This window comes from Paenibacillus sp. FSL E2-0190 (assembly GCF_037992965.1).
Classification (GTDB): Bacteria; Bacillota; Bacilli; order Paenibacillales; family Paenibacillaceae; genus Paenibacillus_AQ; species Paenibacillus_AQ odorifer.
Genome location: NZ_CP150306.1, coordinates 1,500,605 through 1,519,096, shown reverse-complemented (window position 1 = coordinate 1,519,096; position 18,492 = coordinate 1,500,605). Strand labels below are relative to the sequence as shown.

Genomic DNA, 18,492 nt, shown 5'->3' with positions numbered 1-18,492 from the left:
TGTTGTCTTGATGTAGTGAATAGATCCGTATCATAGAGGATTGCCTAACTATTAAGCCTAGGATAATATAGTTGCGCAGGTCTGTATTTGTAAGAAAAAACGGCTCAATCATCCCTGTAGATGATAGCCGTTTACTTATTCCCAAAGATTGTCCGAACCATCCGGACATGCCCCTGTTTTTACTCTCCCGCCATCCGCTCTATTCCAACGATTATCTTACTTTTGCCTCATATACGTCAAGTGCTGCCTGAACCCCAAACCCGCAAGGCCCCTTAAATCCATGACGCTGTAATGCGGCTTCCAGCGCTCCAAGCAGCCGCAACACGTTATTCTCACGACAGCTAAAACCCATCGTACCGATGCGCCAGATCCTTCCCTTTAACGGTCCAAAAGAACTGGCAATTTCAATTCCGAACCGCCCCAGCAGCAGCGAACGGACAGCTTCCCCATCTATCCCCTCAGGGATCAGCACACAGGTAACAACAGTAAGCTTGCAGGAAGGATCCCCGTATAGTTCTAAACCCATAGCTGTTAATCCAGCTACAAGTGCTTTTTCATGGAGGATATGTCTGGCGAATCGGGCATCCAGCCCTTCTTCAAGGGTAAGCCGCAAGCCCTCCCGCAGTGCATAAAGCATTGAGGTCATCTCTGTATGATGATTGAGACGTTGTGGACTCCAGTAATCCTGAAGCATGCTGAGATCGAAATAATTGCTGCGGACAAAAGATAAGTCACCTGGCTGGACATCACTTGTTCTAATCCCGCGTTCTACTCGTTTTCGGGTCATGAGCTTAGCTTCAGCACGATCATTATACGTTATCGGTGCCATTCCGGAAGGGACGGACAGGCATTTCTGTGTACCGCCAACGACGGCATCCAACATCCAAGCATCTGTCTCGACAGGAATGCCCCCAATGGTTGCAACTGCATCGACTATGAATAAAGTATCCATCCGGCGGCAAGCTCTACCAATTTCCGCGAGTGGCTGCACACGTCCTGTAGAGGTCTCCCCGTGAACCATTGCCACCACATGTGGCTTAAAAGTCTCCATAGCTGCTATCACTTCATCCGGCTCAAACACACTCCCCCATGGCTTTTCCAACACGAACACCTCAGCGCCACATCTTTCAGCAATCTCATGCAATAGATGTCCGAAGCGGCCAAAGATCGGAATCAGCACACGCTCACCCGGCAGGATCAAACTAACCATCACGGCTTCAATTCCAGCACGGGAGGTACCATCAATTGGGTAAGCCCATGAATTAGAAGTAGCAAACAGCTCCCGCAGCATTTCCATCGTTTCATTCATAATAGAGGTGAACTCTGGATCAAACTGACCCAGCACCGGAAAAGACATCGCCCGCAGTACACGCGGATCTACCTCGACCGGACCCGGAGTCATAATACAGCGTTGGGACGGCGACAAATCTTCGTAACGCTTCATGATGATCCTCCCTTAAAAGTTCGGCGAACTCTTATTAATAAGCTAACTCATATAACATCGCAGTCAGAACCTCAAGCCCAGCAACGAGCTGCTCAGGGGAAGTATACTCTTCCGGAGAATGGCTGATGCCAGCTCGGCTTGGCACAAATATCATCGCAGTAGGGCAACGCGGCGCAAACAGCTGGGCGTCATGTCCCGCTCCACTTACCATCATGCGGTACGTCTTCCCCTGTTGGCGGCAGATATTTTCCAGCATTGCAGATAGCTTCGTATCCATAGGTGCAGGGACTGTGTGGAGCACGGATGTAACCTCAAGAATCACCCCACGTTTAACAGCAATTTCATTACATTCCGCTAGAAGCTTCTGACAGAAACGTTCCAGTTCGTCCTCTTCACTATGGCGGATATCTAGTGTAAAAAGAACCTCACCCGGGATCACATTTGGCGTATTCGGATACACCTCAAGCTTACCCGAGGTTGCTACAAGAGGTTCACCAGCCGTTTTAGCAGAACTTTCAAGCACGTACAGCATTTCAACCGCACTAGCCAGTGCATCCTGCCGCATAAACATCGGTGTCGTGCCCGCATGATTAGCAATACCACTGACCTTGACCACATATCGTCTCTGGCCAACAATCCCCTGAACTACGCCTATCTGAGTGTCCGTCTTCTCCAGAATAATCCCCTGCTCGATGTGCAGTTCTACAAAAGCACCAATATCATTTCTGACTCCAGTCCGCTTAGAAGCTTTCTCCTCCGTTATGTCCTGTAAGAAGCTGGATTGTGCCATTGCTGCTTTTAACGTCACGCCCTCTGCATCCATACAGGTCTCGGCCTCGCTTCCGTCATACCTTTCCGTGACATGGCCCGAACCCCAATAAGCAAGCGGAAATCGGCTCCCCTCTTCTTCACAAAAAGATACGACCTCAAGCGTCCGCTGCGGCTGGCCAAAGTTCCTCTGCAAATCTTGAAGCGCAATCATAGCCGCAGTGATCCCATAGGCACCATCATATTTTCCGCCATTGACTACAGTATCGATATGCGATCCGGTTAAAATAACCTTTTGCTGCGGATTGCATCCACTCAATCGTCCATATACATTGCCAACCTTGTCTATGGAAACTTCTAAGCCGAGCCCAGCCATTTTTTCCTGCAAAAAAATCTGCGCCCGGGTCCATTCCTCCGTATATAGCAGTCTAGTAACTCCTGGCCCAGGTGTGCTGAATGCCGCCAGCTCCTCCAGCAGCTCCAGCAGTTTCTGAGTCGACGCTTGAACTCTGGAATCATTCATAGGCTGTACTGCTCCTTCCTAATTCGCAGCCACTGTCCACCTCCCTCACTGATCACTCCTTCTTCAGAGGTATAGATCACATTCCCGCGACAGATCGTAGCAACTACCTTGCAGGACAAAGTTCTTCCGATGTAGGGGCTGTGCTTGTGGCGATACAATAAATCCTCCGCAGTCAGCGTATAGGTTGTGCTTGGATTCAGCAGAACTAGATCGGCATCTAGACCTAGGGCTATAGCGCCTTTACGATGCTCTATTCCAAAACGTTTTGCGGGTTGCCCTGCGAGCAGACTGGAAATTAATGTAACATCCAACCCCCGCACATTCACGCCTTCATGGAACATAAGCTCCAGACTGCTCTGCGCACCCGAGATCCCACCCCAAGCTGCAAAAAAAGATAAGTCCGGCTTCACCTTCAATTCCGTTGGACAGGGGGAATGATCCGAAGCAATCAGATCGATTTTGCCTTGGGCCAGCATCTCCCATAACTTCTCCTGCTCCATCGCACTTCGCAGCGGAGGTGCACACTTCGCCACAGGGCCTAAAGCCTTCATATCATTTTCAGTGAGGACCAGATAATGTGGACAGGTTTCGGCCGAAACGTCCAGACCTCGAAGCTTAGCTTCATAGATTTTCTCAATGGCGGCGGCCGTGCTGATATGAACAAAATGCAACCGGCAGCCCGTACGTTCACTGTACAGTAGCGCCCTGGACACTGCCTCCAGCTCTGCTTCAGCAGGGCGGCAAGCCGCAAAATCACTTGCGCTGGTTCTGCCATTTCGCACTGCATCTGCGGTCAACACCGCCGTGATAGCCTCACTTTCTGCATGCAGCGCCAGAATCCCGCCCAGAGAAGCGATTCGCTGCATCCCTTGATAGAGTGTATCCTCATCCACTTCACGGAATCTGCCTTCGCCCTCCCCTCCAGGATTGGAGAGAAAGGCTTTAAACCCAGTGACGCCAGCGGATGCCAAAACTTCTAAATCATCCAGATTGCCGGGAACGAGCCCACCCCACAGCACATAATCAACGGCAGAGTTTCCAGCCGCAGCATCTACCTTTTGACGAAGCGCAGCCTCGTTCACAGTAGGTGGATTGCCGTTAAGCGGCATATCTGCATAGGTTGTGCAGCCGCCAGCTGCCAACGCCGCAGAACCGCTGCGAAAGCCTTCCCAATGTCCAAACGTTGGTTCATTAAAGTGGACATGCATATCAATCATACCGGGGAGCACATAGATCCCATCTGCGTCGATGACTTTGGTTAGCGGCGCAAGCGAAAGTTCCTCTCCAAGTGCAACAATCTTACCCTCTGATACTGCAATATCCAGCTTGAGTACCTGATCGGGCAGCACTACATTCCCGTTCTTAATCACAAGTTCATAGGATTCCTTCATGAGCTGCCACCTCCTCCGGTCGTCAACTTTCTCTTAACTTCCCCGATACGTACTATATCCACCAGGTGCTACTAGCAAAGGTACATGGTAGTGTTGCATGGAGCTCTCTATATGAAAGCGAATAGGTATCTGTTCTAGAAAAAAAGGCATCTCACGTTGAGTGTCTGCTGACGCTTTGGCATCCGCTCTACGGTAGTAATCGCCAACCATAAACAGCAGCTCGTAACATCCAGACTCCATTTCGTTTCCCTCCAGCAGCGGAGCATCCAGCCTCCCGTCACTGTTCGTGACTTCTTCACACAGAAGCTTGCTCATCCCATCCGTAAGCTTCCAGAGCTGAAGCGTCAGACCTGTAGCAGGAATCCCCCGCGACAGATCCAGCACATGGGTGGTAAGACGCCCGCTCATTACGCTGTCTCTCCGGCCAGATCTGCACGGCTGACAGAAAAGCCCTGAAAGCCATAGGGTGGACGAGGTTCGGTGAAGACTCCACCTTTAGTTTCTTCAGGCTCAACAATGGTTTCCCAAGTCCGGTTATTGGACTCAAATGAAACGGTAGCCAGCTGAGGAAACCGGGACAATACGCGCAGCCCAATTTGATAAATCAACGATTGAATTGATGGACTGTTCAGCTCATGAAAAGCGTTATGGGCGATATCGCGAACCTGCTCCGCAGCCACATATTGGCCGAGATCTCCATCCAGAGCATGCTGAACACCACTGTAGGTCCAGTTAATATTCAGAAAAATATAAAGCGGACGGTCAAAGCTCTCCGGCAATGTTGTGTACTCATCACGGACGAATCCATAAAACGAGCTTCCACTCACTTTTATCAGCTGTAAATCCTTCAATCGGCATTCATGAGCGATAACCTCAGTCCCATTCTCTCCACGTTTTATAGTTAACGAAGCCGAATAAGATTCATTATTGGAGTGACGCAGTACTAAATGACTCTGTTTAAGCCCCTCAACCCCGAGCACCATCACCTGTTCAAAAGGTAACCGGTCTGCGGAAACTGAAACTGCGGTGACATGATCGTATTTATCGAGAAAACGGCTGCTTAGAAGCTGCAGTAGCCCCTCCGTTGTGCTTCCAGTGTAGTCCGCGGTATTGCGCAGGATAAAATTTTTCATAGAATCGGTAGCAACGACCATGGAATTATCCCCCTCTGAAAAAGAAGGAAGAAACGCTTCGCCCGTGACCGCGAATGTAATATTATGTGCGAATATAATGTTGTCGCAGCCCGTGAAGGAAGATTCGGGAACGGGGGTAACGGCCAGTGGTTTAGCATAGGTACGATAAGTTAGCACATCACTTTTTCCATAAAATATTGTACGTCCGTTAATTGGTTCCAGCATGGCTGACACCCTCCCCGTTTATGATGAATGAATAATTAAATAATTAAATAATTAAATCACTTAGGCGAAATCTCGTAATTGTACCGACTTCAGAAAAGGCTTGAACCCATTCCTCCTGAGGGGAACGCTCAACTCGCACGCCAATGGCGCTGATAATGTCATCTTTGTTTTTGCCACGAACAGCTAGAATAAAAGGGAAATGAAATTTGTCCGTATACTTTCGATTCAGATCATTTAATAGATTAAACTCTTCCGTTGTTAACCGATCCAGTCCAGCTCCCTGCTGCTCAGAAGCAGATAAAGCCGTAACTTGAAGCCTAGTCGCCAAATCCGGGTGAGCTTTTAATAGTCCCTCCATTCGGCTCCGGTCAGCACTCAGTACGGTCTGCATCATTGTGCTATGCAAATGCTCTAAAGAATGGAACGGAATCTGCTTATAAGCCTCCTCTGCTACCCACGGTGAATGTTCAAAAATGCCGCCTAGATGCTTCACAAAATCCGTTATACTCATGGCATTTATCTCTTCCATCGTAAACCTGCCTTCAGAAACGACCATCCACTCAACCTCCAATAGCTTTGTTAACAGCTCGTAAAATGCCACCGTACCCCGTACAGCGACAAATGTTACCCGATAAAGCTTCTTCCACTTCAGCCTGAGTAGGATGCGGGTTCTCTTCCAGCAGAGCAACCACCGAGATAACCATCCCTGGTGTACAATAACCGCATTGGAACCCCCCCTCTTCTAAAAAAGCCCGCTGAACGGGATGCAGGCCTACTTCACTAAGACCCTCAATCGTTGTAATTTCCGCACCTGAGCATTGATAGGCCATGACCAGACATGAATTCACTGGACGTCCATCCACCAGCACCATACATGCCCCGCAGCGGCCAATCTCACAAGAACGTTTTGTGCCGGTCAGCTCCAAATCTTCACGTATGACCTTTAAAAGCCGGCGGGAGGGTGGAATCTCCGTGGATATCGCTTTGCCATTAAGATTGCAATTAAAGGTGAACCTCTCTTCTGCAAAGGCTTCCTCAGACGATAAGGGGGCAAGGTTATCTTCATCTAGATTCGCATCTGAATTATGGCTCGACATGGATGTTCACCACCTTTTGTGGAATAAACGGTGTAGACTGCAGCCATTCGGGATCAATGGGAAGCTTGGTTATCCGCTTCCCTACAGCCTGAAATATGGCCGACACGACTGCCGGAGCTAAATTGACGGAACCCACCTCTCCAATGCCGCGAGGACCGTACGTGTCATGATCCGGCAAATCCTCTATCGGCTGCACCTGAATGCTGCCATTCATATCGGCAATGGTCGGCACCAAATAGGTGTCTAAATTTTTGGTGACATAGCTGCCGCCAGACATCACAGCATCCTCTGACAAGGTGAAACCGACCGCCATACTGCTGCCACCTTCGATCTGTCCAAGATAACCTTGCGGATTAGCCACCGGTCCCGCCGCTACCGCATGATATTGATCCAGTACACGAACACGTCCTGTAAGCAGATTAACTTCCACACGGACCGCGATTGCGGAATAGGTGTATAGGAAATGTGCCCCCACTCTTTTAAAGGGTGTGGTTGGATAAGTAAACTTTGTATTACAGACAATGGGTTCTGAAATACGCTGTGCCAAGTCCTTGTAAGTCAGAAGCAGACCGCCGTCTTTTAGCCAAATACCGCCAGGGCCGAGCTTCATTTCATAGTTATCCAGCTCTGGCTTTATCATCGCAGCTGCCTGCAGCACTCGAGCGGTGAAGTCTGGACGCAGCCGTTTTAAGGCCATCCACATCATGCTGGTTGATCGGGAAGCCGTACTAGATCCGCTATCGGGCACAACATCCGTATCGCCAATGACGATGCTTAGATCCTCTGCCGCCAAGCCAAACTGTTCAATCAGCATTTGTTCCATTGTTGCGATTAACCCCTGACCAAACTCCTCGTAACCAAACACCGCCTCAATCTTGCCCTCTAGCGTCAAAGAGAGCCTGCCACCCGCCGGATCGGGAATACCATAGCCAAGTCCTGCACCATGCATAGCTATAGCAGCACCCGTTCCAGTTACGATCCAAGGTTCCACAACACCTGAATCACTGTCTGTAGATGCGGCCTCAGTCATAAGAGGCGAACCCGCCAGCGCTTCCCACACCTGAAAGGCACCATCGGTCTGAGCAATTTCCTGACCCAGCGGCCCCAGATCTCCATATTTACGCAAATTGCGGCGGCGCATTTCCCACGGATCGATCTGCAATCGCTCAGCCAACCGATCGATTTGTCCCTCCAAAGCGAAAATCGCCTGATTGCCGCCAAAACCGCGAAATTCACCAGATACACCGTTATTGGTATATACAGCAAAACCCTTCACATCCACATGATCGATGATATAGGGGCCCATCACATGTTCTGTCGCAAAGTTGAGCACCTCCGCCCCCAGTGTTGCGTAAGCTCCCGTATCCGAAATAATTCTGACCTGATGTGCCCTGATGATTCCTTCGGGGTCGCAGCCAGTTTTCATGGTGATTTTCATGGGATGGCGTTTTAGTCCTGCACGTACCGATTCAGCTCTCGAATTATGCAGTCTTACCGGACGGAGTGTCCGCAAGGCGAGCAGCGCTCCATACGGTTGTACATTCAGCTCGTCTTTTCCTCCAAAGGACCCGCCGATAGGACTCGAGATGACGCGAATATCTTCTTGAGGAATAGCCAGAATTCTGGATAGCTGCAGGCGATCCATCAACCCATGTTGTGTAGCTGAATATACGGTAAGCCGTCCGTTATCCTCTGGGATAAACAGTCCACCTTCAGTCTCCATATAAGTGTGCATTTGGCGTGGTGTATAATAAGTCTCCTCTACCACATGACAGCAATCCGTAAATACCGCTTCCGGCTCCCCTTTCCGATATTCCGTATGATGAAGCACGTTTCCCTCGGCATGCAGCAGAATTGCGTCCTTTTTCATCGCCTCTTCCGGGTTCTCGAGTAAGGGTAGAAGCTCATAATCCACTTCGATAAGAGATAAGGCGTATTCCGCAATTTCGTCCGTCTCTGCCGCGACTGCCGCAATCGCATCGCCAGTGTAACGCACACGGTCACTGCAAAATACCGGTTGATGCGGCAAAGCTATGCCAAAGCCGTTAAGTCCGGGCACATCCTCATAAGTAATTACAGCGTGTACACCAGGGACTTCAACGGCCTTCTCAATGCGTATGGACAAAATACGAGCATGTGCCTGCTCACTGCGGAGCACGCGGCCGATCAACATTCCTTCTGCCCTCATGTCGGTCAAATACTGCAGCTTACCGGATACCTTGCCCTCTCCATCGGGTCGTGTACGCCAGCGGCTACCGCTGGATTCCTTATTCAGCAGCATTTTCCCTCTCTCCTTTCGTCGGGTTATTCACCTCTTAACTCCGTATATTCATAGCCTTCCACAGCTCAGATACAACCAAATTCCCAGCAGTCTTTTTCTTGTAAAGTTCTGTTGCAAAGGGATCACTATACGTCTCAAAGCTGTTCTCAACCTCTTCATATAAAGAAGCCAACAGCTCCTCTGTATACCTCACACCTTCAAGCATAACTTCAGCTCTACTTAGTCGCTGCGGCCGCCCAGAGCCCCCACCTGCGGCGATACGCACCTCACGGAAACGGAGTTCCTCATCGATTGATGCTGAGATTGCTACCGTTACAAGTGAAGGGGTGAACACTTCCCTGCGGCCAACCTTACGAAAAATTTCTAGCCTATCCGTTAACGGACTCTCTAAGCGAGTAGGTGAGATGCGAATCTCAGCCACAAGATCTGCCGCAGGTTTTATCCCGCTCCAGTGATTGTTTAGCCACTCTATCAAAGGTAGTACCGTCATAAATTTGCCGTCAAAGGAGATTAACTCCGCGTCATAGACCAGTAACGCAGGTAGAATATCTCCGAAGCCAGAAGCGATATTGCCCCCGAGCGTGGCAAGATTACGCACCGACGGAGCCGCTATGCAACGTGCAGCCTCTTGCAGCGCAGGAGCCACGGCCTGCAAATGCTCATTACTGCGGCACTGGGAGAGTGGAACAAGAGCGCCCAGAGATAAGTGAAATTCCGTTAAGGTAATGTCGCCGAGATTTGTGATTTGCCGAAGATCAATCAGCTGTTTGGGCATATGATCCGTTCCATTTTCCCACCCTGTTCTCAGCAATGTTCCTCCTGCGACATATCGGGAACTGTCTCCAAACGCCGTTTTTCTCTCCCAAGCTTCGTGCAGGCTGTGGGGTTGAATTACTTCAGGTAGTCTTCCATCCTCTTCCCGTATAACTCCCATACACTCCGCCTCCCTTTTTGAGTACCAGATTGCCGCTTCCCTTCTCGTATAGCCTGCCTTAAAACCTTTGTTCCCGAATATAAGGAACTCCGAGCGCCTCCGGTGTACCGGATGGTTTGTTGCGATTGCGGTACCCCAGGTACATCAGGACCAGAATGGTCACAAGGTACGGAATCATTTTGAGAAAATAGGGCGGAACTCCACTGCCCAGCAATTGAATGCGGAAGCCAAGTGAATCCAATGCCCCAAAAAAGTAAGCGCAGAACAAGGCGCGCAGCGGATTCCATCTGGCAAAAATCACTAGCCCTACCGCAATCCAGCCTCGACCGGCTGTCAGCCCTTCATTCCAGGTTGGCGCATAGGCCAATACCATATCCGCTCCGGCCAGACCGATGAGAGCAGCACCGGTGATCACATAGCTGTAGCGGATAAGCTGCACACGGATCCCCATCACATCTGCGGTAGCCGGACTGTCTCCGACTGCCCGCAAATGCAGGCCCCATGAAGTGCGGTGAATTAGCAGATGCAGAGCAAGCACTAGCAGCAGGCTGAACCAGGTTAGGTAGTCCATGTTGCCGAATATTTTTCCGATGAACGGTACATTTTCCAGCCAAGCCAGATGCAGCTTAGGGGAGGTTCCCGGCAAAGGAATGCCGCTGATCGGTTTACCAAGATAAGCGCTCAACCCACTACCGAACAAGGTCATCGCAAGACCGGACATCGTTTGATTCGCCCGCAAGGTCACACAGAGAAAAGAATGCAGCAAACCAAGCACAGCCGTTACAGCTACGGTAGCCAACAGAGCCAGCAACAGGTTTCCGGAGCGAATATACACGATACAAGTGGTGACCGCCCCCATCAGCATCAGACCTTCAGCCCCAAGCTGTATAATGCCGGCTCGTTCATTTAGAATGCCTCCCAGCGTAGCCAGCAGCAGCGGGGTCCCTGCGGAAATAGCGGCAATAAGTAGCTGTGTTGTAAAATCCATCGTCTATCTCCCCCCTTTCAGCTGAACCCGGCTACGGCGAATGCGGAAACGATAGATCATATCGCCAGCAATCAAGAAAAACATGATGGAGCCCTGCAGCATTTCTGATATCGATGAGGGCAGCCCGATGGTTTGAACACTATATCCGCCAACAATTAAGCCACCGAATAAAATAGAAGTAACGATTAGACCGAGTGGATTCAATTTGGCCAACCAAGCCACAATAATGGCGGTGTATCCATAACCCGGTGAAATGCCTTGCATCAGCTTGTGTGTAACACCGGAGACCTCCGCCATGCCAGCGATCCCGGCGAGCCCCCCACTGATCAGCATGACGATAATAATATGGCGCTTGATAGGAATCCCCGCGTATCTGGCTGCAACAGGATTGGCCCCGATCAGACGGAGCTCGTAACCCCACTTGGTAAAACGAATCATTAAGTAATAAATCACAACGGCGATAAGTCCAAATAACAATCCAATATGCAATCTTGTACTTCCGAGAACAGGCAGCGACTGAGCCGCAGTAAACATAGGTGATCCCGGGAAATTAAAACCTTTAGGATCTTTCCAAGGTCCGAATACCACGTAATCGAGCGCCAATAGGGCAACATAATTCAGCATTAATGAAGTGATTAGCTCATTCACTCCAAAATGCGTCCGCGGAATAGCAGTCAATAGTCCCCAAAGCGCACCCGCGGCAATCCCGAACAGCAGCATTAAGCTCAGGGACCAGAATGAAGGTAAGTCAGGAAAATAAATCGTGACCGCTGTGGCCGCCATAGCCCCAACGGTTAACTGGCCTTCTGCTCCAATATTCCATACCGAAATGCGGTAAGCCACAGCAATCCCAAGCCCACATAGAAGTAGCGGGATCGCTTTAACCATCGTTTCCGTGAGCCCATACGCAGTGCCAAATGCGCCACGGAACATTTTTTCATAGACCAGCACCGGATTCATACCATTCGCCGCAATAAATAGGGCACACAACAATAGCGCTAAAACTATAGATACAATAGGTGTCCACCAAGGAGAACGGATGCGGCTGGCATCGTATTCGAAACGTAGAGAGAATCGTTTTCCGGAGTGGGAGGAGAGGGGTTCCAGTACTGCTGCTGCGGTATTTCTTCCATTCTCCGGGCTCATACGGCGCTCTCCTCTCTATTATGAATACCAGCCATTAGTAGTCCGATGCTCTCTCGATTCGCTTCCTCATGTGTACTCTCACCAATAATTGAGCCGTTATAGATCACTAGAATCCGGTCGGACAACTGAAGCAATTCATCTAAATCCTCCGAAATTAACAACACGCCACTACCTGAACCACGCAGCTCCATAAGAAGGTCGTGAACACCAGCCGTGGCACCTACATCCAGCCCTTGTGTCGGATGAACGGCGACCATTAGCTTAGGCCGATGACTGATTTCACGTGCAAATAGCAGCTTCTGCTGATTACCACCTGACAACTGTTGTACTGGCGTCTCCAGCTCAGGTGTCTTGACGTTAAAGCGCTGGACCAGCTCCTGTGACCACAAACGGTTCTTCGCGGACTTCAAGAAACCAAATTTGGAGTGCTCCTCTGAGCGGTAAGACTTAAACAAAAGATTATCCACCGATCCGAGGTGTCCAGCTAAACCGCTCTTCATCCGGTTCTCCGGCACGTGGGAGATTCCTGAATCAATTGCCCCTCTAACCGAAGCCGATTTCACCGTCTTTCCATCAAACGTGATTTCACCACTTTTCCAGCCTCTAAGACCTGTTAACACTTCAGCCAGTTCCTTTTGCCCGTTACCAGCTACCCCAGCTACGCCTACAATCTCCCCTTTACATACGTTCAGTGAGAAGTGATCCAGTGCTTTTCGCCCGTGATCGGCATATACGTCCACATCTTTCACTTCTAATAAAGAATCCCCTTCAGTGGCTTCCCGTTCTTGACGGGTGATGGTTACTTCCTTGCCCACCATCAGACGAGCCAGCTCCAGTTCATCTGTATCTGCCGTGGTCAGTGTGGCGATCATTTTCCCTTTGCGCATGACGGAAATCCGATCGGAGGACGCCATAACCTCTTTCATTTTATGAGTAGTCATAATGACCGTTTTCCCTGCCTGCTTCATGACCCGCAGCGTTTCAAATAGCTGTTCCACCTCTCCCGGGGTCAATACAGAGGTTGGTTCATCCAGAATAATAATGTCAGCCCCGCGATACAGCGTCTTAACGATTTCAACACGCTGCTGCTCCCCCACGGACAACTGCCAGATCGGGCGATCCACCGGGAAATTCAGTCCAAACCGTTCCGCTAATGCCTCTATCTCCTCGCGTTTGTTCTTCATCCACTTACGGCCGCGCCAGAAAGACGACTTTTCGCCAAGCACGATATTTTCTGCTGCTGTGAGGCTTTGCACCAGCCTAAAGTTCTGAAACACCATACCTACACCCAGCTGCGCAGCATCTTTAGGAGAACGGATCTGAGCACCTTTCCCATGAATGAAGATTTCTCCTTCATCTGCTCTGTACACCCCTGACAGCATGCTCATCACCGTGCTCTTCCCGGCCCCATTCTCCCCAAGCAACGCATGAATCTCACCCGCATTTGCCGAAAAGTCGACTTGATCACTGGCGGTTACCGAGCCGAATTTTTTCACAATCCCCCGCATTTCAACTGAAGTTCCCCGCATGGCCTGAACCCCTCCTTCCTTCAAGTTGTAGTACGGGTGGGGAAGTTTCCGCTTAACGGAACCCGCCCCACCCATAGATTGTGCACATCTTATTCCCTATTTTTAAACATTATTGCGGGATAGTTCCTTCCACACCTTTTACGAGCCAGTTCATGCCCAGCACTTCCTCCAAGGTCAGCTTCTGACCCTCCTGAACCTTCACATTCCCTTGATTATCTGAGATCGGACCTGTGAAAACCTCAAGCTCACCACTGATAATTTTGGCTTTGGCGTCTTCGACAAGCTTTTTCACATCATCTGGGATCTTGTTCCCGAAAGGAGCCAGCTCCACCATACCGTCAGCCATATCACCGGAATATTGCTCGCTCTTCCAGGTTCCATCCATAACTGCCTGCACAGCTTTTACGTAATACGGCCCCCAATTCCATACCGGATTCGTCAAATAATTGTCCGGAGCGTATTTACTCATATCCGAGTCATTTCCCCCGGCAAAAGCCCCTCGTTCAGCAGCAGCCTGCAGGGTTGCAGGTGAATCCTGATAGGCCAAAAGCACATCCGCACCCTTATCCAGCAAGCTGATTGCCGCTTGACGTTCAGTCGTCGGGTCATACCATGTATTCGTCCATACCACATTCACCTTTACATCAGGATTGACACTTTGTGCTCCAAGGGTAAAAGCATTCAAGTTATAAATCACTTCGCTGATCGGAAAAGCCCCTACATAACCCAACTGATTATTTTTGGTCATTTTCCCTGCCGCTATGCCGCTCAGATAGCTGGCCTGATAGTTCTTTCCGAAGTAGGTCCCCATGTTCTCTGCGGTTTTGTAACCCGAAGCATGCAGGAACTTCACGTTGGGAAATTTGCCTGCTACATTTAATGTAAAATCCATATATCCGAAGCTCGTTGTAAACACGATGTCGTGTGATTGCGCAAGCTCTGTGATGATTCGTTCGGCGTCAGCACTTTCAGGGACATTTTCTACAAAGTCAGCTTTAATCCCCAGCTCCTTCTCCATATACAGCCGTCCTTGATCATGTTGGTACGTGTAGCCGCCATCCCCTGGAGGTCCGATATAAACAAAAGCAACCGTCGGTTTCTTTGCAGCCGGTTCTGTTGTTGCAGTTGCCTCTGTTGCCGCTGTAGTTGTCGCTGGTGCCTCCGTTGCATTTGTAGAAGTATTATTATTGCTGCCACACCCCACCAAAGCCACCGTCATTAGAACCATTAATGCAAGACAAGATGTTATGAACTGACCCCTTTTTTTCATAATTCTCCTCCTCCAAATCATCTCTCATCATGGCTGCAACCATTAATGTACTTCTACTATACTTAGAGGTGGCCTTGGCGTAAATTTATATAACATACGTTTGTATAGGAATATAAGAATCAGAACTTTTTTTGTGTGTAATGCACTAATTGGTTTTTGTAAGGTGAGTTACGTGTCATATTATATGACCAAAGGTGGAAAAGGAACACTGTTTCAGATTACTTTTCAGACTATTCTTTACTTCACTTTCCATTTCTCAGAATCCATTGCTCCTGAATCTCACCAAAATCTTCTTTTGTATCTGCGTCCATGAAATAATGGGCAGACTCAGATTCCAGAACAATCCCCTTATAATCAGGTGAACGCAATATCCCCGCCGCTCCTCGATCTCCATCTAATCCCTGTAGTGCTGGAAACAACGTCTTCGAGAACAAAGCCGGGGGCATAGCCGACCCATTGCTGACGCTAGCGACATAGTCCATCTCCGGAGATTGTTCAAACGTTTGTATTAGACGGTTCACTAATGCTGTAGTAATAAATGGCTGATCCGCAAGCGCCACAACTACTGCATCGGGCTGTAAAGGTAATACCGCATTAAGACCGCAGCGCAGTGAAAAAGACAATCCTAGATGTGCGGTTAAGCAAGTTTCGGTACGTCTGGAGCCTTGCGGCTCAATCGCGGGTGGCAGCCATTCCAAGTTGTCATCCGCACGCACTACCACGATTAGCGGTTCTAGATTGCAACGATCCAATTCACTAAGCGCGACGCTCCCGAGTGAGACCTCCTGCGACAATTTCAGTGAAACCTTGGACACGCCCATCCGCCTGCTCTGCCCCGCTGCCAAATATATTCCTGCTACCTTCAATACTATCCGCTCCTTTGGGCAGCTCTCGTGAGCCCACCCTTCTAATTTGAATAATTTCTGCTATAATACTGACCGCAATCTCCTCCGGACCTTCTCCTCCAATCGGCAACCCTACAGGTGCATGCAAAGATGCAGGAGCCTCAAACCCTTCCAGTAAAAGAGATATTCGCGCCTTCGAACCGATAATCCCTATATATAGAGGAGCAAGCGGAATCACACTCTCCAGGAACTGTCTATCCCGCCCAAGTTGATGACTGCAAATCAATACATAATCCTCTCGAGCTACGCCCAATCGCTGAACAACCTCCATAGGGGAACAAATTACTTGTTCAGCTCGAGGAAACTTATTGTGCAAGCTTCCTTCGCGCCAATCCGCAACCGCAACCCGAAAGCCAACTCTGTCAGCAAGTTCCGCAATTGGAACCACATCACGTCCCCCGCCAAAAATCACAAGCCGCGGTCTAGGCACGAAAGACGTATGGAATGCTGTCAATTCTGCTGGAGCGGCCATAAAGCGACCTGCCGCCAGGTTTTCTTTTGCCGAGTGGGATAATTTCAGATGTTTCTTGCTCTGCGGCAGTACAAGGTCTGGATCCAGCTCCAGCTTATAGGCAAAACCTTTCTCCAATGCTTCGCGGAACAGAATTAGCTTCTCTCCCCTAGCCAATCTGTCACTCGCCTGCACTAAAAGCTTGTAGAGCTGACCTTGCACGGGTTCAAGCACTACTTTGATTTTGCCTCCACAGCCGACAACTTCACCCCAGGACAGATCATCCGGAGAAAGCACGTTGTATTCCACAATTTCGGGCAGCCCTCGTTCCCAGATCTCAGAAGTTCGCAGCTGCAGATCGTTTTCCAGACAACCTGGACTCAGGCTCCCAATCGTACCTCCTTCAAAAAACAACATCACCGCTCCGGCTTTACGATACGAGTGTCCCTCCACCTCTATTAGCGTTGCCAGCACCGCAGGCGCCTGATGGGTTTGAATATGCATTGCGATCTCATGTGTATTCACGAGGTTCCCCTCCTCCGTGTTTGCATTTCAACCCAGAACTTAGAACTTAGAACTTAGACCTTAGACTTTAAACCTTAGACCTTAGAACTCAGACCTTAATCCCGTCCGAGCATCCTCCGAAACATGAATACTAACTTCAACCTCATGAGATCATTTATTTTTTTAAAATCCACGTCCAGCAGCTCACTAAGCTTCTCAATCCGGTAGGTAGCCGTGTTTCGATGAATAAACAGTTTCTTAGCCGTCTCATTAACATGACCATCGTTCTCTAGATAAACTTCCAGCGTCCGCAGCATTTCCCTGACATACTCCGGTTCTCGGCTAAGCAACCCTCTTAGACTTCCATTACAATATTTCTCCATAACCTCTGCCGGAATTTGCCCGAGTAGCAGGTTAAGCTCAAGCTGCCGGTAATGCACAACACTCCCTTTTACTCCCCCGCCCTGAAGCATTCCCATACAATCCTTTACCTCGGCAAAAGCCTCCTTCAGCCCCTCCGGCTTCGCTTTACAACTGCTTATCGCAGCTCGCGGGTAATATCCCTTATCAAACTTCATGTTGTCAAAACAAACCTGGATTAGATCCCGAAATTGTTCAGGACGCTGACGATCTCCCGGATATATAGACAAAAGTCCTTGATCTATGATCACATGAATTCCCTTTACTTCCCGCAGCCCGGGATGTTCAAGATATTCTTCTTTTAGCCTGAGTAGCTCCCCTTGGCGTTCTTCCCCAGTCGCAGCTGTATCGGTCAATAAGAGACAAAATGGTGATTGAAGCAGCTCAATCTCCAAATCGAGAGCAGCCTGCGCCAAATCTGTGTAAGATAAATTACCACTCAAACAACGTCTCAGCAATCCGCTAAACTCCCTGTGTTCTGCCTGTTCAAAATAATCTTCGTATCCTGAATGAATATGATATGAAATAAGTTCAGCTCCCTGAACGAACAAACTTTCTTCCATTGGGAGCAATAAAGGGTCGATGGCACAAAACAATAGATATCCGGAACACTTCTCTCCTTGCAAAAGTGGCGTACGGTAGCTCACATGATCTCCCACACGAAAGCGCTGATTCCGTTTCTGCCATGGCCACCCCTCCAGCAGCTCTGAAGGATAGTATTCAGAGTTGTTGTAGATCACATCCCCCCGTGCGCTAACCACCACAAGTGAATGGCCAATCACTTCAGACACCGAGTCAAACAACGGACGGCTGCGGACAGATCTTAAGGCGAATTGCATCAGCTTTTTCTGCTTCTCCATAATGCTCTGCAGAACGTGAGTGCTGCGGCTAAGCTCGGCGCGAAACAGACCATTCATCTGATCCGAAAAAGTAAACTCGAACGGCAGTTGGATTAGAGGGAAGTTAAGACTCTCCGCTTCTGCGACCAATTGCTCTGGTACTTCATCCCAAAACCGCCCCAGCTTAATGCCCAAGGCTGAAGATCCCCGGCGATTTAAAGTCTGCAGCAAGGCAGAGGCTTCCTCCATATTGTCCTTTATCAAGTAGGCTGTCGTTAGCAGCATCTCGCCTTCTTTGATCCAATCCGAGATATCGGGGGCATCCATCACATTAATTGACTTCACAATTCGATGTTTCCCTTTAGATCCAGCGATAAGCTTCGCCTCGGACAAAGGATAAATGGACAACGCTTCTTCAACCGTAAGATGCATGCCACCCCTCCTTATTAGGATCAATAGAACCATTTCTGATTTATAATGTTATTTTATGTAACATTATAATTAAAATGAACCGTGTTGAATAGAGGAAAGTTGAATTTTCATGATTGTATGTAAATAAACTTAACACAAAATGAACATGGATGAATTACGAATTATGAATTATGAATTATGAATTATGAATTATGAATGATGAATTATTGAAC

Annotated in this window: 16 protein-coding genes; all 16 read right to left on the bottom strand. The window is 49.2% G+C overall.

Annotation, left to right across the window (positions count from 1 at the left end; genetic code table 11):
* Positions 1 to 211 precede the first annotated feature (211 nt).
* The 16 genes from NST25_RS06625 to NST25_RS06550 all read right to left on the bottom strand — a co-directional run bounded on the left by NST25_RS06625 (position 212) and on the right by NST25_RS06550 (position 18,280).
* Positions 212 to 1,444 (bottom strand): alanine--glyoxylate aminotransferase family protein, encoded by a 1,233-nt coding sequence (locus NST25_RS06625; protein WP_340393528.1) that lies wholly within the window; start codon positions 1,442 to 1,444, stop codon positions 212 to 214.
* Between the two features lie 34 nt (positions 1,445 to 1,478).
* Positions 1,479 to 2,735 (bottom strand): Zn-dependent hydrolase, encoded by a 1,257-nt coding sequence (locus NST25_RS06620; RefSeq protein WP_340393527.1) that lies wholly within the window; start codon positions 2,733 to 2,735, stop codon positions 1,479 to 1,481.
* Positions 2,732 to 4,126 (bottom strand): allantoinase, encoded by a 1,395-nt coding sequence (locus NST25_RS06615; protein ID WP_340393526.1) that lies wholly within the window; start codon positions 4,124 to 4,126, stop codon positions 2,732 to 2,734. The genes NST25_RS06620 and NST25_RS06615 overlap by 4 nt, the downstream gene beginning before the upstream one ends.
* Before the next feature lie 33 nt (positions 4,127 to 4,159).
* Entirely contained in the window at positions 4,160 to 4,534 is a 375-nt protein-coding gene (gene uraH / locus NST25_RS06610; RefSeq protein WP_076125436.1) for a hydroxyisourate hydrolase, read from the bottom strand.
* Positions 4,534 to 5,484, bottom strand: a complete 951-nt coding sequence (gene pucL / locus NST25_RS06605) for a factor-independent urate hydroxylase (RefSeq protein ID WP_340393525.1) — start codon at positions 5,482 to 5,484, stop codon at positions 4,534 to 4,536. Before pucL ends, uraH begins: the two co-directional genes overlap by 1 nt.
* 43 nt (positions 5,485 to 5,527) lie before the next feature.
* Positions 5,528 to 6,040 (bottom strand): 2-oxo-4-hydroxy-4-carboxy-5-ureidoimidazoline decarboxylase, encoded by a 513-nt coding sequence (uraD, locus tag NST25_RS06600; protein ID WP_076185397.1) that lies wholly within the window; start codon positions 6,038 to 6,040, stop codon positions 5,528 to 5,530.
* 4 nt (positions 6,041 to 6,044) lie between these two features.
* The gene (locus NST25_RS06595) at positions 6,045 to 6,581 is read right to left on the bottom strand and encodes a (2Fe-2S)-binding protein (RefSeq protein ID WP_081383303.1); all 537 of its coding nucleotides are present in this window, start codon (positions 6,579 to 6,581) and stop codon (positions 6,045 to 6,047) included.
* Positions 6,568 to 8,862, bottom strand: a complete 2,295-nt coding sequence (gene pucD / locus NST25_RS06590; protein ID WP_076302168.1) for a xanthine dehydrogenase subunit D — start codon at positions 8,860 to 8,862, stop codon at positions 6,568 to 6,570. The genes NST25_RS06595 and pucD overlap by 14 nt, the downstream gene beginning before the upstream one ends.
* Before the next feature lie 34 nt (positions 8,863 to 8,896).
* Positions 8,897 to 9,796, bottom strand: coding sequence for an FAD binding domain-containing protein (locus tag NST25_RS06585; RefSeq protein ID WP_340393522.1), 900 nt, complete (start codon positions 9,794 to 9,796; stop codon positions 8,897 to 8,899).
* Between the two features lie 58 nt (positions 9,797 to 9,854).
* Complete coding sequence (locus tag NST25_RS06580) at positions 9,855 to 10,784, bottom strand: ABC transporter permease (RefSeq protein ID WP_340393520.1); 930 nt, start codon at positions 10,782 to 10,784, stop codon at positions 9,855 to 9,857.
* A 3-nt stretch (positions 10,785 to 10,787) separates the two neighbouring features.
* The gene (locus NST25_RS06575) at positions 10,788 to 11,930 is read right to left on the bottom strand and encodes an ABC transporter permease (RefSeq protein WP_340393519.1); all 1,143 of its coding nucleotides are present in this window, start codon (positions 11,928 to 11,930) and stop codon (positions 10,788 to 10,790) included.
* The gene (locus NST25_RS06570) at positions 11,927 to 13,459 is read right to left on the bottom strand and encodes an ABC transporter ATP-binding protein (protein WP_340393517.1); all 1,533 of its coding nucleotides are present in this window, start codon (positions 13,457 to 13,459) and stop codon (positions 11,927 to 11,929) included. The genes NST25_RS06575 and NST25_RS06570 overlap by 4 nt, the downstream gene beginning before the upstream one ends.
* Before the next feature lie 109 nt (positions 13,460 to 13,568).
* On the bottom strand, positions 13,569 to 14,729 hold the full coding sequence (locus tag NST25_RS06565) for a BMP family ABC transporter substrate-binding protein (protein WP_036680038.1): 1,161 nt from the start codon (positions 14,727 to 14,729) through the stop codon (positions 13,569 to 13,571).
* Between the two features lie 242 nt (positions 14,730 to 14,971).
* Positions 14,972 to 15,544 (bottom strand): NTP transferase domain-containing protein, encoded by a 573-nt coding sequence (locus tag NST25_RS06560; protein WP_175617362.1) that lies wholly within the window; start codon positions 15,542 to 15,544, stop codon positions 14,972 to 14,974.
* Positions 15,486 to 16,610 (bottom strand): XdhC family protein, encoded by a 1,125-nt coding sequence (locus NST25_RS06555; protein WP_340393515.1) that lies wholly within the window; start codon positions 16,608 to 16,610, stop codon positions 15,486 to 15,488. The genes NST25_RS06560 and NST25_RS06555 overlap by 59 nt, the downstream gene beginning before the upstream one ends.
* 95 nt (positions 16,611 to 16,705) lie before the next feature.
* The gene (locus tag NST25_RS06550) at positions 16,706 to 18,280 is read right to left on the bottom strand and encodes a PucR family transcriptional regulator (protein ID WP_076306739.1); all 1,575 of its coding nucleotides are present in this window, start codon (positions 18,278 to 18,280) and stop codon (positions 16,706 to 16,708) included.
* Positions 18,281 to 18,492 lie beyond the last annotated feature (212 nt).

Coding starts and splice junctions, on each gene's coding strand:
- NST25_RS06585 (WP_340393522.1), bottom strand. CDS start 9,796: ATGGGAGTTATACGGGAAGAGGATGGAAGACTACCTGAAGTAATTCAA.
- NST25_RS06575 (WP_340393519.1), bottom strand. CDS start 11,930: ATGAGCCCGGAGAATGGAAGAAATACCGCAGCAGCAGTACTGGAACCC.
- NST25_RS06580 (WP_340393520.1), bottom strand. CDS start 10,784: ATGGATTTTACAACACAGCTACTTATTGCCGCTATTTCCGCAGGGACC.
- NST25_RS06595 (WP_081383303.1), bottom strand. CDS start 6,581: ATGTCGAGCCATAATTCAGATGCGAATCTAGATGAAGATAACCTTGCC.
- NST25_RS06565 (WP_036680038.1), bottom strand. CDS start 14,729: ATGAAAAAAAGGGGTCAGTTCATAACATCTTGTCTTGCATTAATGGTT.
- NST25_RS06620 (WP_340393527.1), bottom strand. CDS start 2,735: ATGAATGATTCCAGAGTTCAAGCGTCGACTCAGAAACTGCTGGAGCTG.
- pucD (WP_076302168.1), bottom strand. CDS start 8,862: ATGCTGCTGAATAAGGAATCCAGCGGTAGCCGCTGGCGTACACGACCC.
- NST25_RS06570 (WP_340393517.1), bottom strand. CDS start 13,459: ATGCGGGGAACTTCAGTTGAAATGCGGGGGATTGTGAAAAAATTCGGC.
- uraH (WP_076125436.1), bottom strand. CDS start 4,534: ATGAGCGGGCGTCTTACCACCCATGTGCTGGATCTGTCGCGGGGGATT.
- NST25_RS06550 (WP_076306739.1), bottom strand. CDS start 18,280: ATGCATCTTACGGTTGAAGAAGCGTTGTCCATTTATCCTTTGTCCGAG.
- NST25_RS06615 (WP_340393526.1), bottom strand. CDS start 4,126: ATGAAGGAATCCTATGAACTTGTGATTAAGAACGGGAATGTAGTGCTG.
- uraD (WP_076185397.1), bottom strand. CDS start 6,040: ATGGTCGTTTCTGAAGGCAGGTTTACGATGGAAGAGATAAATGCCATG.
- NST25_RS06625 (WP_340393528.1), bottom strand. CDS start 1,444: ATGAAGCGTTACGAAGATTTGTCGCCGTCCCAACGCTGTATTATGACT.
- pucL (WP_340393525.1), bottom strand. CDS start 5,484: ATGCTGGAACCAATTAACGGACGTACAATATTTTATGGAAAAAGTGAT.